The organism is Paraliomyxa miuraensis (assembly GCF_026337845.1).
GTDB lineage: Bacteria > Myxococcota_A > Polyangia > Nannocystales > Nannocystaceae > Paraliomyxa > Paraliomyxa miuraensis.
This window is the reverse complement of the sequence record NZ_JAOVZF010000151.1, coordinates 166,314-179,131: the sequence shown is the minus strand read 5'-3', so window position 1 is coordinate 179,131 and position 12,818 is coordinate 166,314. Positions and strand designations below refer to the sequence as shown.

Here is a 12,818-nt window from a genome sequence, read left to right as displayed (position 1 = left end):
TGGCGAGGGCGAGCGGGACCGATCTACGCTGGGTTCGGTCCAAGACCATGCCCATCCGTCGACTCCACCTTCTCGGCCTCGCCCTCGTGCTCGGCTGCAAGTCCCCCGACTCCGGCGACGAGGAGACCTCGACGACGAGCACCACCCGGCCCGACCCCACGACTGCGATGGAGACCAGCAGCGACCCACCGGGCACCACCGTCGAGCCCGACCCCACCAGTGGAACCACGGCCGCCGATGCGACCACGGTCTCGGTGGACGACGGCCCGATCTTCGACGTGGGGGGCATGGACGACGTTTCCACGCGGGTGCTGCCCGATCCCCAGCTGTGGTACTCGGTGGAGGATCTCATCGTCTACATCGCGCTCGATCCCGCCGACGGCAGCGTGGTGCAGCTCGTGACCAGCACCATCACCAACGACCCTCCGCTGCTGACCGATGCACCCGGGGTGGTCGAGTTCAACTCGATCACGATGCTCGACGATGGCTCGCTGCTCGGCGCGCGCGGGGTGCTGGGCCAGACCCAGCTCTATCACGTGGCCGCACCGCCCACGGTGGCCACCGACCTCGAGGTCGACGTGCTGGGCAACATGGCCGACGCGCTGTTCATCGAGGCGCTCTACACCGACTGCGAGGGGCGCGTGTACCTGATGGACACGGGGGTGGACAGCAGCAACTCGGTGGGCAACCGGCTGATCCGCTTCACGGGGAACTACCTCGCGGGCGACTTCTCCTACGAGGTCATCACCGACCTGGCCGTGGCGGTCGCGGCCGACATCGACGACATGGCGCCGGGCATCGATGGGTCGGGGGCCATCACCGACAACCCGGGATTTGCGATCGACTCGGGCGAGATCTACGACTTCGACTACACCACCGGCACGGGGACGTCGATCGGGATGGCGGGGACCTATGGGATCCACGCCCTCGGCGGGGCGCTGTTCGACGACGGGGTCTCGCGGCTCTACGTGATGACCCTGAACGCCGAGCTGTTCGAGGCCGATCCGGTCACCCTGGCGGTCTCGCCCGTGCTCGCGACGGGGCCGATGGTGGTCGGGCCACCCTTCCCGGGCATGAGCGGCATGACGGGGCCGCTGACCGACTGCATGACCTCGTTCCCCGAAGGGTAGCGCGGGACGGCGACCCACCCATGGCCAAGAGCACTCGTCACGACCGTTGGCGCGAGCACACGAACGACAGCGACCAATACCGGGCTTGCCGATGGCGTGCCTCGTGACGCATCGTTGGCACGGGGCGAGTCCTCACCGGGAGATCCAAGATGCGAACACGACGTGGAGCCACCATCCTGGCGCTGTCGGCCCTGGCCGGCTGCGGAGATCCAGCGCCGAGCAACCCGTTCGACGTCGACACCGCGATCACGAACTCCACGACGGCCACGACCACGCAGGAACCGACCACGGGCGAGGACACGAGCGCCTCGGCCGGGACCTCGGCGGCGACCACCTCGGGCGGCAGCGCCGACGAGGAGAGCGGCGGCATCAAGCTCGACGTGGCGGCGGGCGACGTCCCGGGTCCGTGCGTGGGCGAGGGCTGCAACGAGGGCTGCACCTCGGTCGACCTCGTGTTCGTGATCGACAACTCGGGCTCCATGGGCGACTACCAGGCCGCGCTGGGCCTGGCGTTTCCGGCGTTTGCCGCCACGCTCGACAGCACGCTCCCGGCCGGTACCAACCTGCACGTGGGCGTGACCAGCACCGAGATGGGCTACTCGGGCTCGGGCTCCACCTCGATCATGAACGGCAACTGCACGTTCACCGGCGACGGCGGCCAGCCCAACAGCTCGTTCTACATCACCCCCGACGTGACCGACACGGGGCGCAACGGCGCCCAGGGACGGCTCTACGATCCGGGCGGCGGCCAGACGTTCTACGACTACACGATCGGCGCGGGCGGAGCGGCGCTGACGGGCCTCGAGACCTGGTTCTCGTCGGCCGCCAACATCGGCACGGGCGGCTCCAACATCGAGATGTCGACCGCCCCCGCGGGCTGGGTCGCCGACGCGGCCAACGACGCCACCAACGCGGGCTTCATCCGCGACCAGGGCTCGGTGCTGGTGGTGTTCTTCATGCAAGACGAGCCCGATCAGACCCCCCTGATGATCGGTGGGATGCCGGGCGGCCTGGCCATGCTCGACAAGCTCGTCGCCGCCAAGGCCGGCTGCGGCGGCACCGACTGCATCATCGCGGGCGGATTCCTCAACGAGAACGCTTGCAGTGCCATGGGCAACCTGCCGCTCGACGACTTCCTCGCCAACGTGGGCGAGGCGCCGATCGTGCAGCCGCTGCCCGACGAGAACCTGGCGGAGGACGACCCGCAGGCCGCCGCCGACGAGATGAACATGGTGCTCAGCGGCACGCTGGCGGAGGTGATCGCCCAGACGTGCGAGCAGATCGGCCCCGAGGGCTGAGCCGCGCGCGACGGCCGCTCGCCGGTACTCCCCGCCGGCACCCGACGTCGGCATCCCCATGCTGAAGTCGGGCACACGCTGCTCTCCAGCGCGCGGGTCCCATGCTCGTGGAGTTCGGCGCGTCGGTCGCATTCGTGGTATGGCCTCCGCCATGCCCACCAAGCTCAAGGCCGTCATCGGCATCTATCTCGCGTCGATGGTCCTCGATGGGCTCTGGCTGCTGCAGGACTCGAGCGCCACCAAGGTGTGGATCCGTCTGGTGATCGGGGCCCTGGTGGTGGTGTTCTTGCTGCGCGGCAGCGAGGGCATGCGATCGATCGTGCGGGGGTTCGCCGCGCTCGGCATCCTGTTCGGCGGGATCACGGTGCTGCAGGCGGTCTCGCTGGGGCTCGGCGACACGGTGGGGCTCATCGTGCTCGCGACCGGGCTGTTCGGGGTGGCGATGAGCGCGTTCACGTTCTGGGCGCTGGGACAAGAGGACGTGCAGGCGTGGATGGCCTCGCGATCGCTCGGCGAGTGAGCGGTCCCAAGCACGGCACACGCCGCGGCGGAGCGGCTGCCACGCCCGATGCAGCCCTCCGCGTGGATCCTAGGCTGTGGAGCGATGGGTGCCCCATGGCTCGTCGCGCAGGATCGATCGCGCTGGTGCTGATCTGCAGCGCTGGCTGTGGGTCCCGCAAGGAACCACCACCACCGCCGACGAAGACGGAGCGCACGCCCGCCCCCGACGAGGCCGTACCGGCGCCTGCGCCTGCGCCCTCCCCGACCATCGACCCGCCGCTGCTGGCCATCCCCGAGGACGCCCCCACCAACGCATCCTCCTGTGAGCAGCGGGAGGCCTTCGCCCGCGCCGCGATGCACGAGCTCGTGGAGGCCGCCGGCGGCACGTGCAACGCCGACGCGGAGTGTACCGCCGCGCTCGCCGACACCCGCTGCTTCGGGGCGTGCAGAGCCGCGATCGCCAGCGCCCGCATCGTCGACTTTCGTCGGGCCCAGGAGGCGATCGACGAGCGCGTGTGCACGGGCTACCTGAGCGATGGATGTCGGTACGTGGGGCCCAGGTGCATCGAGCAGGAGGCGTTCTGCGAGCAGGGGCACTGCGCGCTGCGTCCGCTGCCGCCGTGAGCGTGAGACTCCGCCGAGAGTCCGACTACCGGCCCTTGCCCCCGGGCCGCCCCTTGGCCTTGGCCTTGGGCGCGGGCTTCTCCTCCACCCGCGTGTACCGCACTTCGAGCAGTCCCTGGCGCACGATGATCCCCTGCGCCACGGCGCTGCCCTCGGGGCGGTCGATCGAGAGCGACGGCGGCATGCCGTGCTCCTTGACGAAGAACGTGCCATCGCCCTTGGGATGCATGCGTCCCTCCGGCTGGCTCAGGGGGTCGAACACGAGGCTGCGCTCGTCGTGGCGCATCTCGATGGTCTCGAACGAGGCGATCACCCCGTCGGGCCACCCCATTGCCCGCAGCTTCGTCCGTGACGCCTCGGTGAGCGCATAGCGGCCGTCGACCACGGCGCCGATCGCCGGATCGAACGGCACGGGCTCGGGCTCCTCCGGGGGCGCGGGACCGTCCTTGCCGAGCACCAGGGGCAACACGGCGCGGGACACCGAGTCCGCCTCCGGGCCGGTGTTGGTCCAGGCCACGATCACCACGTCGTCGTCGACCAGCCGCTCGAAGTCACACACGAAGCCGTCGATGCCTCCGCCATGCCCGATGAGGGGGTGCTCATCGTAGGACGAGATCGACCAGCCGTAGGCATAGTCGCTCTTCTCGACGGTGTAGAGCAGCGCCTTGGACTCGTCGTCGAGGATGTGGTCGCGCAGCAGGGCCTGGTGCCACTTCCATAGATCGCGTGCGGTCGAGCGAATGCCCCCGGCGGCATAGGGCACCGACATGTGGATCGGATGCGCATCCTCGAGGGCCTCCATGGCCGTGCGCTCGTAGCCTTGCGCGCGGTTGGCCAGGCCCTCGTGATCGCCGTACTCCGTGCGCTCGAGGCCGGCGGGCTCGAACAGCTCGCGTCGCAGGTACTCGCCGTAGCTCGTTCCCGAGGCGGCCTCGATGATCGCCCCCAGCACGACGTAGCCCGAGTTCGAGTAGCTGAACTCGGCGCCGGGTTCGAAGTCCAGCGGCTCGTTCCAGAACATCTCGAGCATCTGCTTCACCGAGTGCGGCTCGGCGCGCGTCTCCATGCGCTCGGGATCGCTGGTGTAGCTCCAGACGCCGCCGGTATGCGTGAGCAATTGATGGATGGTGACGTCCGCCCCCGGCCCGGGATAGTCGGGCAGGTGCTTGCGGATGGGATCGGTCACGTCGAGCTTGCCCTGCTGGCGCAGCTTGAGGATCGCCGCCGCCGTGAACTGCTTGGTCACCGAGCCCACGCGAAAGCTGGTGTCGATGTCGGGCACCTGGCCCGTGGCGCGATCGGCCAGCCCCAGGCCGCGCTGGTAGAGGATCTCGTCGCCGCGGGCGACGAGCACGAAGCCGCTGTACTCGAACGCGGGGCCCCAGTGGGCGCCAAAGCCCTCGAGGTAGGTATCGAGGCCGGTGCGAAGACGATCGAGGTCGACGTCGATGGAGGGAGCCGCGGGGGCGTCGGGAGCCGCGGGTGCAGGAGCCACCGTGGGCGGGGTCTGCTTGGCGGAGGTGCAGGCGGTGGCGACGAGCATCGCCAGGATGGGGGTGACGATGCGAGGGAGACGACTGGACACGACGGCGCCGAGCGTATCACGTGGCCCGTTCACACCGTCTTCCACGTGCGGCTCCCTCGTGACGGCGAGCCCAGTGCCTCGCGCTCACCGCATCACGCGAGGTAGCATTCGTCGAGATGCCCAAGGCGCCGCCCCCTGCCGTCACCGTCGATCTCCCTCGCGCTCGTGCGTTCTGGCACCGGCAGCAGGGCCTGGCCGACCCCATCGGCGACTCGCCGCATGCGATCGTCCAAGCGGTCGGTTGGTTGCGCACGCTGGGCGGCATCGATGCCTACCTGGCGCTGTGGTCGAGAGGCACGGGACTGACCCGCGCGGCGGTCGACGAGGCGCTCGCGAGCGGCCAGCTTCGCGTGTCGCCGGCCGCCCGCGGCTGCATCTACCTCGTGCCGCGCGAGGACCTGGGACTGGTGATGCGCTTCGCGGAGGGTCTTTGGCGCCCGCGAGCCGAGAAGGACGTCGCCAAGGCGGGCGGGACCTGGAAGGAGATCGACGCGGTGGCCACCGCCGTGCTCGAGGCGCTGGGCAAGCGCTCGCTGACCACCGATGAGATCCGCGCAGCGCTACCCGACGGCACCGTGCGCAGCTACGGGGCCACCGGCAAGAAGGTCGGGCTGTCGTCGCCGCTGCCGGTGGCGCTGCGCCAGCTCGAGTTCGACGGCAAGGTCGAGCGCATGGTCTCCACCGGGCGCCTCGACACCGAGCGCTACGTGTGGCGCCGTGCCAGGGGCAAGGCGTTCGGCGGCTCGAAGGTGCCGAGCGACCCGCAGGCGCGCACGGGGGCGATCGTCGAGCGCTTCCTGCAATCGGCGGGACCTGCCACCATCAAGGATCTCGCAGCGTGGTCCGGCCTATCGCAGACCGAGGCCAAGGCCGGGCTCGCCCGCATCGGCGCGGTGCCGGTGATGGTCGAGGGCTACGGCCCCTCGTTCGTGCGGGCCGGGGACGAGCAGGCGCTGGCCGAGATCTCCCCCGAGGCGAAGGGCTGGCGGCTGCTCTCGTTCGAGGACAACTACACCACGCTCCACGGTGGTCCCGCCGTGCTGGTCGACCCCATCCATCATGGAGTCTCGGTCAAGATCTGGGGACGAGGCGGCGATGCCACGCTGGGCGAGGCCAAGCACCTCGCGTCACGGGCGATCCTGTGGGGCTCGGAGCTGGTGGGCTTTTGGGAGCATGATCCCGACCATGGCGCGGTGGTGACGGGCCTTCTGGGCCAATCGCCGCGCGGCCAGAAGACCGCGCTCACGAGCCAGGCCAAGGCACTCGAGCACTTCATCGCCGAGCAGCTCGGGCACGCGCGGAGCTTCAGCCTCGACACCGACGACGCACTGCGCACGAGGGTGGCGCTGGTGAGGGCGATTGGGCACGCAACGGCAGGCAAGAGCTCGGGGACCGCGTAGAAGTCCCGCTCGCCGACGGGCCATCGATCGACGCATCAGCCCTTCTTCGCGCCCGCCCTGCGGCCGGCGGCACGTGGCCGCGGCTTGCGTCGCGGCCCGGATGGACTCGTCTCCTCCGCCGACGGCTGCGGCGGCAGCCCGCTGTGCTGGGTGAGCGCGACCCCCTTGCCGATCCGCGCCTTCGTCCGCCGATCCGTCCGCGGCGGCCGTCTCGCCCCCTCGGGCGCATCCCCGGTCCCCGCCGGCTGCCACGTCGGCACCAGGTGCCGCTTGCCATTGCCGATGAGGTCCTCTCGCCCCATCCGCCGCAGCGCTTCCCGCAGCAAGGGCCAGTTGTTCGGATCGTGATACCGCAGGAACGCCTTGTGCAGCCGCCGGACCTTGAGCCCCCGCGGCACCGGAATCTCCCCGCCCTCCCGCCGCACCCCGCCGTGCACGCCCTTGCCGCTCCAGTACATCGCGGTGGCGCTGGCCATCGGCGAGGGCAGGAACGCCTGCACCGCATCGGGCCGAAATCCGTTGTGCTTGAGCCACAGCGAGAGCTCCAGCATGTCCTCGTCGGTCGTGCCCGGGTGCGCGGCGATGAAGTATGGGATCAGGTACTGCTCCTTGCCCGCCTGCTTGCTGTAGCGATCGAACAGCTCCTTGAAGCGATCGTAGGTCCCGATCCCCGGCTTCATCATCGCGCGCAGCGGCCCCTTGGCCACGTGCTCGGGCGCGATCTTGAGGTACCCGCCCACGTGGTGCTGCGCGAGCTCCTTGATGTACCGCGGTGACCTCACCGCCAGGTCGTAGCGAAGCCCCGAGGCGATGAGCACCTTCTTGATCCCCGGCAGCGCCCGCGCCTTGCGGTAGAGCTCCACCAGCGGATCGTGATTGGTGTGGAGGTTCCCGCACACGTCGGGAAAGATGCACGAGGGCTTGCGGCACGCCGCCTCGATCTCCCGGCTCTTGCACGCAAGCCGCCACATGTTGGCGGTGGGGCCCCCGAGGTCCGAGATCACCCCGGTGAACCCGGGCACCACGTCGCGAATCTTCTCGATCTCCCGGAGGATCGAGCCCTCGCTGCGATCCTGGATGATCCGCCCCTCGTGCTCGGTGATCGAGCAGAACGAGCACCCACCAAAGCACCCGCGGGTGATCGTCACCGAGAACCGGATCATCTCGTACGCGGGGATTCGGGCCCCGCCGTAGCTCGGGTGGGGCACCCGCGTGTAGGGCAGCTCGAACACCCGATCCATCTCTTCGGTGGTCAGCGGAATCGGCGGCGGGTTCACCCACACGTCGCGATCCCCGTGCCGCTGCACCAGGCACCGCGCATTGTGAGGGTTGCTCTCCGCATGCAGGATCCGCGACGCATGGGCGTAGAGCACCGGATCTCCGCGCACGGCCTCGAACGCGGGCAAGCGGATCACGGTGTACTCCCGCGGATGCCCCTTGGGTGGTCGTGGGGGTGGCCGCTTGCCCACGCGCAACGTCACCAGCCCGCCCGAGCCTCCGGCCGGGCTTGCATCGTCACCCGTGGCGCACGCCGCCGCCGTCCGCTCTTCGCTCGTCGCATACGGATCCGGCTTCGGCTCCACCGGCCCCGGCGCGTCGATCTCGGTGGAGTCGATCGCGAAGAACCCCGGCGGCACCCCACGTTGCACGAACGCGGTCCCCCGCAGATCGCGAATCGTCGCGATCCCCTCCCCCTTGGCCAGCCGATGGGCGATCTCCACGATCGCCCGCTCCCCGTTGCCATACACCAGGAGATCGGCCTTGGAATCCATCAGCACCGACCGCCGAACCTTGTCCGACCAGTAGTCGTAGTGCGCGATCCTCCGCAGGCTGGCCTCGATCCCCCCGATCACCACCGGCACGTCACCAAACGCCTCGCGACACCGCTGCGCATAGACCAGCACGGCCCGGTCGGGCCGCTTGTCCGGCGCGGCGTCGGGCGAGTAGGCATCGTCTCGCCGGATCCGCCGATCGCTGGTGTAGCGGTTGACCATCGAGTCCATGTTCCCGGCCGTGATCCCGAACATCACCGCCGGCTTGCCCAGGGCCGTGAACGCGGCGAGATCCTGCCAGTCGGGCTGGGCGATGATCCCCACCCGAAACCCGTGCGCCTCGAGCAGCCGCCCGATCACGGCCATCCCGAAGCTCGGATGATCGACGTATGCATCTCCCGTCACCAGCACCACGTCGCAGGCGTCCCAGCCCAGCGCCTCCATCTCGGCGCGGGTGGTCGGCAACACCGGGGCCACCCCGAAGCGATGGGCCCAGTGCTTGCGCCAAGAGCTGGAGCCGCCGGGGCCAAAGCCAAACAGCGGTCGTGGGGGTGAGATCTGCACGCGCCGTCGCTTCGTAGCACGGCCGTCCCGCACCGACACGATCGCCGCCTTTCCACGGTTCTCCGCCCCCCGCGACGACCCGCGGACGGCCCGCTGCGGCCACCCGAATGGCGGAACACGCGCCCTCTTCCCCTGGTCGGCCATCCCTGCCACGATCGGGGACGATGGTGTCCGTTCGTTCGACGCTGGCCTTGGCTCTTGGTGCCCTGGGTGCCCTCGCGTCGCCCTCGGCCCTCGCTGCCCCCGACGGCTCGGACACCAACCGCTATCGCGCTCACCTCGGCGCCGACCTCGGGTCCTGGGTCCGCCAGACGCCCTGGCCGCGCACCGCGGACGGCCCCACCGGCTCCCGCGACGACTTCGGCTTCATCGGCCTGCGCCGCCTGCAGCTCCACGGCGGGCTGGGGCACGGCTTTCGCGACCGCTTCGTGGCGGGCCTGCGCCTCGACTACGAGATCAGTCGTGGGATCCAGCGCAGCCTCGACCCCGATGCCGAGGCCCGTGCCATCACGGTGGGCGCCATGCCCTATCTCACGGTGATGTTCGACGACAAGAACACCGTACGCCCCTACCTCTCGATGCGGGCGGGCCTGGGTGCGGGCCTGCTCACCATCGTCGACCCAAGCCCCCTCGACCGCCCCGAGCGCTCGTCTTCGCTCCTGTTTCCGGTGATGGGCGTCGATCTGGGGGCGCACGCCTTCGTGGCCCCCCACGTGTCGCTCGACGGCATGGTGAGCGTGGAGCACCGCTGGGAGTACCTGCGCGGCACCACCCCCAGCACGGTGCCCGAGGGGGCCGACCAGCTACGCGCAGACGCGGGGCACGTCAGCTTCAATCGGCGTTTCGTCACCTCCATCGGCCTGGCGGTGTCACGCTGGTTCTGAGGCATTCCGTGCGCAAGCGCGGCGTACGGCCGGCACGGGCCGCCATCGACGCATCGAAGCCAGCGGCTTGAAGCCCTTGGGCCCCCCGAGGTATCGAAGGGGCATGGCTGCTCGCTGGTCGCTCCTCCCCCTCGCCCTCCTGCTTGCGGCTCCGGTCGCTGCCGCATCGAGCTGCACTCGCAACCTCGCCTCGCGCACCGACCAGCCCGAGCTCCCCCAGCCCGACCGCAACCTGCAGTTCCCCGACCAGGGCTTTCTCAAGGAGTTCGACAACGGGCTCAAGCTGTTCGTGGTGCCCGACCCCTACACGCGCCTCATCCAGTTCGACGTGCGTCACCAGGTCGGCTCGCGCGAGGACCCGCAGGGCAAGGCGGGCATGGCCCACTTCGTCGAGCACCTGATGTTCCAGATGCCGATCGACGGCCCGGGCTCCACCCGGCTCATGCTCGACCTGCCGCAGCACTCGCTGACCTTCAACGCCTATACCGCGCCGGACCAGACCCACTACATGCACACGGGCACCTCCGACGAGCTCGAGCGCTACGTCAAGTACACCGCGCTGCGGCTGGGCTACGACTGCAACGCCGTGCCCGAGACCGAGTTCCTGCGCGAGCGCGACGTGGTCCGCAACGAGCACCGCTGGCGCGGCACGGGCCTGGGCGCGTTCGTGTACTCCAGGATGCTCGAGCAGGTGTTCCCCGAGGGGCATCCCTATCGCCGCAGCCTGGTCGACATCGACGCCGATCTGGTGTCGATCACCCCCGACGACGCGTGCAAGTTCATCCGGCGCTGGTACACGCCCGGGCAGGCCACGGTGGTGGTCTCGGGCGACGTGGATCCGCTGGAGGTGCTCGAGCTGGCCAAGAAGTACCTCGAGCCGCTGCCCAAGGTCGCCGTGCCGGCGCGCCCCGCCGTGCCGCCCATCGAGATCGCCGGGGTCACCAAGGAGATCAAGGCGCCCGTCAAGAAGGCCACCGCCGCGATCCTGTTCGAGATGCCCAAGCGCTTCAGCCGAGACGACGCGGCCGCCTCGGCCGCCCAGGAGATGCTGTTCCTGGCGGTCAACGTGCTCACCAGCCTCGACGAGTCGACGTCGAGCGTGATCGAGAGCATCGTCCCCACCGGCTTCGGCGGCGAGGAGGCGTTCGTGTTCGGGGTCGCCATCGAGACCAAGAAGGCCCGTGACCTCGACCGCGGCATCGATGCGGTGCTCGATGCGATCCACCGCGGCTTCGAGGCCGACGTGACCAAGGACGACATCGTCGAGTACCAGGTGGCCCGCCAGCGCGCGCGCCTGCAGGTGCTCAGCAGCATCTCCAACATCCTGGGGCGCTCGGGCACCTACGCCGACTACCTCGAGGAAGGCCAGAATCCCGGGTTCTACGGGGCCGAGCTGGCCGAGATCGACAAGCTCACCGACGTGCAGGCGCAAGAGGTGGGTCGCCGCCTGTTCGCCCGCGAGAAGGCCATGGTCGTCAAGGTGGTGCCCGACGGCAGCACCGACACCCCCACCGCCGAGCGCGCCAAGTTCGACTACAAGCCCGAGGACGAGGAGAAGCTCGCGCTGCCCGAGGACATCGATCCGGCCGAGGCGCACAAGCCCCTCGAGCTCACCGACATCGCCCCGCCCGAGGCCCAGTACGTCGAGTACGAGCTCGACAACGGCATGCAGGTGGTGCTGGTGCAGTCGTCGCAGGTGCCGGTGATGGACGTGCAGATCATCATCGGGGCCGGCACCGTCGACGGCTCGCGCCCCGAGCTGGCCGAGGCCGCCCAGCGCCTCTACGGCTTCCGCGACGACCTCGAGGCCCGCAACCTGTCCTCGTTCTTCCAGGCCGCAGGCGGGATCTGGGGCGGCGACGTGGGGGCCCAGTCCACCACCTACTACTCGCGCGGCCTGGCCATCTACCTCGACTTCCTCGTCGCCGGGGTCAGCGAGCAGGTGGTGCAGGCGCAGTACCGCACCGGCGCGCTCGACAGCTGGAAGCTCGGCGTGGCCAAGCGGCTCGAGAAGCAGAACACGGTGCAGCGGATCGAGCGCGAGAACGCGTTCTACACCGCGCTCTACGGCCAGGGCCACCCGCACGTGCGCGCGCAGATCTCCGACCGCGGCAAGCTCAAGGAGATCACGCTGCGCGACGTGGAGGGGTTCCGCGACACCCACTACCGCGCGGGCAACAGCGCCATCATCATCACCGGCGGCTACGACATGCAGCTGGCGATCCAGTACGTCGAGCGCTTCTTCGGCAAGCCGACCCTGCGCGACCGCCGGATGACCTGGCTCGAGCCCAAGGCCACCGCCGAGCGGGCCCCGGTACCCGAGCCCAAGCCCGGCACCATCCGGGTGATGACCGAGGCCGACAAGGAGCGGGTGCAGACCGACCTGCGCATTGGCTTTCCGCTCGCCGAGGTCTACGGGGACGAGCACGCCGCGCTCCTGGTGCTCTCCAACATGCTCAACGAGGAGGTCGCGGCGGTGCGCCAGAAGCTCGGGGCCAGCTACGGCGTGTACGCGGGCCTGTCCACCGAGCGACCCAACATCAGCATCGGCGGCGCGCTCGACAGCACCAAGGCCGGCGTGGGCACCGAGGCGATCCTCGCCGCGATCCAGAGCATCCGCGACGGCGAAGACTTCGACCGCCGCTTCGCGTTCGCGCGGCGGGCCGTGCTCAAGGACATGCTCAACGCCCAGGCCGACTCCGAGCTGCTCGCCGGGCGCCTCGCCGACGCCGTCCGCAACGGCCGCTCCTACGACTACTTCCAGGAGCTCGCCCGTGCGGTGGCCACGCTGGAGCCCAAGACGGTCAAGGCCCAGATCGACAAGGTGCTCGTGCCCTCGCGGTCGGTGATCCTCGTCCAGGGCCCGGCCGAGGGCATCCAGAACGTGGTCACGCACAACAAGATGACCGTCGACCTCAAGCTGCCCGACGTGATCCACGACGAGGACGACGACTAGCCTCGAGCCCGGCTCCCGGCGGGTGAGCCATCGGCCCCGGCTCGACGGTCAACGGCGCCCTGCGCCTTTGCCTGGCGCCATCGCCCGCGTGGACGCAGTACCAT

Annotated in this window: 9 protein-coding genes; 7 read left to right on the top strand and 2 right to left on the bottom strand. The window is 69.8% G+C overall.

Translation table 11 applies throughout. The features are described from left to right. The first annotated feature begins 47 nt into the window (after positions 1 to 47). The 4 genes from OEB96_RS18770 (at position 48) to OEB96_RS18755 (ending at position 3,553) form a co-directional block, all read left to right on the top strand. On the top strand, positions 48 to 1,130 hold the full coding sequence (locus OEB96_RS18770; RefSeq protein ID WP_266217532.1) for a hypothetical protein: 1,083 nt from the start codon (positions 48 to 50) through the stop codon (positions 1,128 to 1,130). 149 nt (positions 1,131 to 1,279) lie between these two features. After that, positions 1,280 to 2,428: a hypothetical protein gene (locus OEB96_RS18765; protein ID WP_266217531.1), complete on the top strand. Its 1,149-nt coding sequence runs from the start codon at positions 1,280 to 1,282 to the stop codon at positions 2,426 to 2,428. Between the two features lie 151 nt (positions 2,429 to 2,579). Further along, on the top strand, positions 2,580 to 2,948 hold the full coding sequence (locus OEB96_RS18760) for a PH domain-containing protein (RefSeq protein ID WP_266217529.1): 369 nt from the start codon (positions 2,580 to 2,582) through the stop codon (positions 2,946 to 2,948). A gap of 95 nt (positions 2,949 to 3,043) precedes the next feature. Next, on the top strand, positions 3,044 to 3,553 hold the full coding sequence (locus OEB96_RS18755; RefSeq protein ID WP_266217528.1) for a hypothetical protein: 510 nt from the start codon (positions 3,044 to 3,046) through the stop codon (positions 3,551 to 3,553). A gap of 25 nt (positions 3,554 to 3,578) precedes the next feature. Here OEB96_RS18755 and OEB96_RS18750 read toward each other — a convergent pair whose 3' ends face one another. Further along, entirely contained in the window at positions 3,579 to 5,138 is a 1,560-nt protein-coding gene (locus OEB96_RS18750) for a serine hydrolase domain-containing protein (RefSeq protein ID WP_266217526.1), read from the bottom strand. Positions 5,139 to 5,254: 116 nt separating this feature from the next. Here OEB96_RS18750 and OEB96_RS18745 point away from each other — a divergent pair, with 116 nt between their 5' ends. Further along, positions 5,255 to 6,538: a DNA glycosylase AlkZ-like family protein gene (locus tag OEB96_RS18745; protein ID WP_266217525.1), complete on the top strand. Its 1,284-nt coding sequence runs from the start codon at positions 5,255 to 5,257 to the stop codon at positions 6,536 to 6,538. Positions 6,539 to 6,573: 35 nt separating this feature from the next. Here OEB96_RS18745 and OEB96_RS18740 read toward each other — a convergent pair whose 3' ends face one another. Then, complete coding sequence (locus tag OEB96_RS18740) at positions 6,574 to 8,874, bottom strand: YgiQ family radical SAM protein (protein ID WP_407674646.1); 2,301 nt, start codon at positions 8,872 to 8,874, stop codon at positions 6,574 to 6,576. A gap of 164 nt (positions 8,875 to 9,038) precedes the next feature. On the opposite strand from OEB96_RS18740, the gene OEB96_RS18735 reads away from it, so the two are divergent. Both OEB96_RS18735 and OEB96_RS18730 read left to right on the top strand, forming a co-directional pair. Further along, positions 9,039 to 9,758, top strand: coding sequence for a hypothetical protein (locus tag OEB96_RS18735; RefSeq protein ID WP_266217523.1), 720 nt, complete (start codon positions 9,039 to 9,041; stop codon positions 9,756 to 9,758). A gap of 103 nt (positions 9,759 to 9,861) precedes the next feature. Next, the gene (locus OEB96_RS18730) at positions 9,862 to 12,714 is read left to right on the top strand and encodes a M16 family metallopeptidase (RefSeq protein ID WP_266217521.1); all 2,853 of its coding nucleotides are present in this window, start codon (positions 9,862 to 9,864) and stop codon (positions 12,712 to 12,714) included. The last annotated feature ends 104 nt before the right edge of the window (positions 12,715 to 12,818 follow it).